We start from the raw sequence: 3,761 nt of genomic DNA on the forward strand, positions 1-3,761 counted from the left end.
CCCCCCCCCCCCCCCGACTGGCCGTCCCGGCGCGGCCGGGGTGCAATTTTCCGGGAGGGCCGGAATCGCCGCCGCCCCCGCTTCACCGCGCGCCCCCGCCTCCGCCAGCGTGGGCAGCGGCGCGGGCGCTCCCGCCCGCCGCCGGCAGGGGCCGGGACCGGCCCGGTACCCCGGACCGCCGCCCGCATACGACAGGAGCCTTCATGATCTTGATCGTCGTCAAGATGACCGTCCGCCCCGAGTACACCGACAAGTGGCTCGACCTCGTCAAGGGCTTCACGCAGGCGACCCGGGACGAGCCGGGCAACCTGTTCTTCGAGTGGTCCCGGAGCGTCGACACCCCGAACCAGTTCGTCCTCGTCGAGGGCTTCGCCTCCCGCGAGGCCGGTGACGCGCACGTGAACTCGGTGCACTTCAAGACCGCCATGAACGAGATGGCCGAGGCCATCGCCACCACGCCGCAGATCATCAGCACGGAGGCCCCCGGCAACGGCTGGTCCGCGATGGCGGAGCTCACGCCGCGCAACCGCTGAGCGGCACCCCTGATGGCGGAGCGGTGCGGCCGTTCCGCCACCAGGGCGTTGCCCCGCAGGCCGGCCGGTCAGCCGGTGCCGGCCGGTGTCACCAGGTCGCGGGCGAGGGCCACGCGCGAGATCGTCACCGCCCCGTAGAGCACCAGGGCGGCCCCGGCGGCCTCGGGGAGGATCCACCAGCCGCCGCGGACGCGCTCCTCGTACAGCGTGATGCCCAGTGAGAGGCTCACCAGGGCGTCGCCGAGGGTGAGCGCGGGCTGGGAGGCGGTGAGCGGCCCGGACTGCATGGCGTTCTCCAGCAGGAAGAGGGCCATGACGCCGGCGACGGCGAACCCGTACGTCTGCCAGGTGAGGAAGAAGGCTCCGGCGCCGCCGTCCTGCCAGGCGTGCGTCGCGTCCTTCATCAGGGCGGCGGTGAGGGCGTAGCCGACGGCGGCCGCGGTGCCGAAGCACGCGGCCCGCAAGCCGCCTTCCGGGTGGCGCAGGGCCGTGGCGGTCAGCGCCCCGACGAGGGCCGCGCAGCAGCCGAGGGCGAGCAGCCAGCGGTCCGCGGGCGGGTGTCCCGTGCCGGGCGTGGGCGCGGCGGCGGCGAGGGCGAGGCCGAGCCCGGCCGCGATGCAGACGGCTCCGCGCCGGGCGGGCGCGGTGACCCTGCGGCCCAGCAGGAGGCCGCCGAGCAGGAGCGCGAAGGGCAGTTCCAGCACGAAGACGGGCTGGACGACGGCCATGGCGCCCTGTGACAACGCGAGCGCCTGGAGGCAGGCGGCGGCCATGACGGCGGCCATTCCGCCGAGCCAGGCCTTCCGGCGCAGGAGCTGGGCGAAGAGCGACAGCCGCAGGCCGGGCGCGAGCGGGACCGTGCGGGCCGCGCGGCGCTGCAGGACGACCGCCAGGCCGTTGCTGACCGCGGCGAGCAGGGCGAAGAGGATCGCGGGGAAACTCCGCACGGTGTCGTTCCTTTCGGGGCCCACCGCCGGAATCGGGTATTCCTCGGCAGTGGATCCGGAATGCTCACTGCTCACTATCTTCAGCGGGCCGCGGGTGAATGCGGACCAGGCGCACCGATGGGTGCCCGAGGCACCCATGGCGAAGAATCGCTGGCCGTCCGCACGGGAATGCGGACGGGCGTTGACAAGCGGGCGCCGCGCCGCGAGGGTGGGCCGGCAGGCGAAAGGCACGGGAATGCAAGCGAGTTGAGCTCATCCCCTTCTCCTCAGCCGGAGGAAATGTGTCCAGACGCTCATGGATCGCCGCCCTGGCCCTTGTGGCCGCATCCGCTTCCGGTCTCGCGGTGACCCCCGCCGCCCAGGCCGCCGGCAGCGCGCAGGAATCCGTCTCCGCATCACAGAAAAGCGCCGCGGAGCTCCGCGGCAGACATCCCGAACTCAACGGCGCCCGGCTCAAGGGCGTAAACAGCCCGGCCGTCTATCTGATCCTCGACGGGAAACGCCGCTGGATCCCCAACCCGGCCACGTACAACAACCTGTTCCGGAGCTGGGACGGAATTCAGACCGTCATCGACATAGACGCCGTCGACGACGGCGGGCAGCTGTCCGACGGCGCCATTCTCGCGAAGTCGCCCGGTGAGCCCGCCGTTTACCTCGTGAGCAACGGCGTCAAGCGCTGGATCACCAGCCCGGCCGCGATGGACAAGTACTACTTCGACTGGAACAAGATCGTGAACGTCTCGCCGGTCGCCCTGAACGCGATTCCCACGGGCGCCCCCATCTCCTAGCGCCCGCCCGCTGCTCCGTTCGAGGGGCCGTCGCCGGGGCGGGCAGCTCCTCCCGTCCCGGCGACGGCCCGACGCCCCTGCGGTCCCGGCTGCAACCACCCGCCGGTGCTATCAGTCTTACGTCATATGGGAACACTTAGCAGGAACAAGACGGTGCGCCCGGTCACGGCACGCCGGCTCGGGGTGCTGCTGGGCACGCTCGGGCTGACGGCGCCGCTGACGGTGGCGATGAGCGGGCAGGCCGAGGCCTCGCCCGCCTGCACGACCCGGACCGGGCCCTACCAGAAGGAGGCCGAGAAGTTCCTGGGCAGACCGGTGGACGGGCGGCAGTCCCCCGCCGACTGCAAGGCGATCCAGGACTTCCAGACGAGTCACCGCATCACGCCGAACATCGGCTTCGCGGGGCCCATCACCTGGGCGGCGATGCAGGACGAGCTCACCCGGCGGGACCCGAACGCCGCCGGGAAGTGCCCGGTCAACAAGGGCCGGATCGCCTGCGTCGACCTCACCCGCCAGATCAGCTGGATACAGGACGGCCGGACCGTCAGGTTCGGCCCCGTGCCGGTCCGCACGGGCCGGGACGGCTACGAGACGCGGACCGGCGCGAAGAAGATCTACTGGCGGTCGATCGACCACTGGTCGACGATCTACAAGGTGCGGATGCCCTACGCCCAGTTCTTCGACGGCGGACAGGCCTTCCACGCCATCGACGGCAGCGTCTGGTCCCCGCCCGGCTCGCACGGCTGCGTGAACATGCGCACCGGCGACGCCAGGACCTACTGGTCCATGCTGCACAACGGCGACAACGTCTTCGTCTACGGCCGCAAGCCCGGCACCTGAGCGACCCGGAGCACCCTCCCCTCCGCGGTCCGGACGGCCCCCGCACCCCGAGCGCGGGGGCCGTCCCCTGCTGCCGAACACTCATACGAGTGAAGGGGGTTTGTTTCCTCTTCACTCACCGTGGAGTCTCCGATAGACATGCGTCAGGTCCCACGGATGGGTGGTCACGGATGACCCCGAAGACGAGCACGCCCGCAGCTTCCCTCGACGACTTCATCACCGCCTCGGCCGCCCTGACCGGCTTCGACGCCTTCGACCTGCACGCCACGGGCATGGCCGCGCGCTATCACGAGACCGCCCTGGAGCAGGTGGGCCGCCCGGCCCTCGGCCGCTTCCTCCACGCCCTCGCCGCCGCCGGCGGTGACCCGGACGCCATCTCCGGCGAGACGGACCGGGACATCGCCCGCGCCATCGCCCACATGTGGTACCTGGGCGTGTGGCCGCAGCTCGCCGCGCCCGTCCACGCAGCGCTGGGCCGCGAGCGGGCCAACACCGCGTTCACCGTCTCCCCCGAGGCCTACGCGGAGGGCCTCGTGTGGCGCACCTTCGGCGGCCACCCGGCGGGCGCCAAGCCCCCCGGCTTCGGCACCTGGGCCGATCCCCCGCCCGGCGCACCCGCCGTCCCCCGGCCGGGTGAGCCGGCGCGGGGGCCC

4 protein-coding genes and 1 pseudogene are annotated in these 3,761 nt (G+C 72.4%); 4 read left to right on the plus strand and 1 reads right to left on the minus strand.

Annotated features, from left to right (window positions below; translation table 11 throughout):
- The first annotated feature begins 203 nt into the window (after positions 1–203).
- Complete coding sequence (locus ACSNOH_RS33880) at positions 204–533, plus strand: putative quinol monooxygenase (RefSeq protein ID WP_436725287.1); 330 nt, start codon at positions 204–206, stop codon at positions 531–533.
- 68 nt (positions 534–601) lie between these two features.
- On the opposite strand, the gene ACSNOH_RS33885 is transcribed toward ACSNOH_RS33880, so the two are convergent.
- Positions 602–1,480: a DMT family transporter gene (locus ACSNOH_RS33885; RefSeq protein ID WP_436725288.1), complete on the minus strand. Its 879-nt coding sequence runs from the start codon at positions 1,478–1,480 to the stop codon at positions 602–604.
- A 281-nt stretch (positions 1,481–1,761) separates the two neighbouring features.
- Between ACSNOH_RS33885 and ACSNOH_RS33890 the strand changes: the two genes are divergently transcribed.
- The 3 genes and pseudogenes from ACSNOH_RS33890 to ACSNOH_RS33900 form a co-directional block, all read left to right on the plus strand.
- Complete coding sequence (locus ACSNOH_RS33890) at positions 1,762–2,268, plus strand: hypothetical protein (protein ID WP_436725289.1); 507 nt, start codon at positions 1,762–1,764, stop codon at positions 2,266–2,268.
- A gap of 126 nt (positions 2,269–2,394) precedes the next feature.
- The gene (locus ACSNOH_RS33895) at positions 2,395–3,108 is read left to right on the plus strand and encodes a L,D-transpeptidase family protein (RefSeq protein WP_436725290.1); all 714 of its coding nucleotides are present in this window, start codon (positions 2,395–2,397) and stop codon (positions 3,106–3,108) included.
- Positions 3,109–3,278: 170 nt separating this feature from the next.
- Positions 3,279–3,761: pseudogene (locus tag ACSNOH_RS33900) on the plus strand (hypothetical protein); the annotation flags it as partial.

Origin of the sequence: Streptomyces sp. URMC 127, from assembly GCF_051386535.1 — a bacterium.
In the GTDB taxonomy this organism is placed as follows: Bacteria; Actinomycetota; Actinomycetes; order Streptomycetales; family Streptomycetaceae; genus Streptomyces.

Coding starts and splice junctions, on each gene's coding strand:
- ACSNOH_RS33880 (WP_436725287.1), top strand. CDS start 204: ATGATCTTGATCGTCGTCAAGATGACCGTCCGCCCCGAGTACACCGAC.
- ACSNOH_RS33895 (WP_436725290.1), top strand. CDS start 2,395: ATGGGAACACTTAGCAGGAACAAGACGGTGCGCCCGGTCACGGCACGC.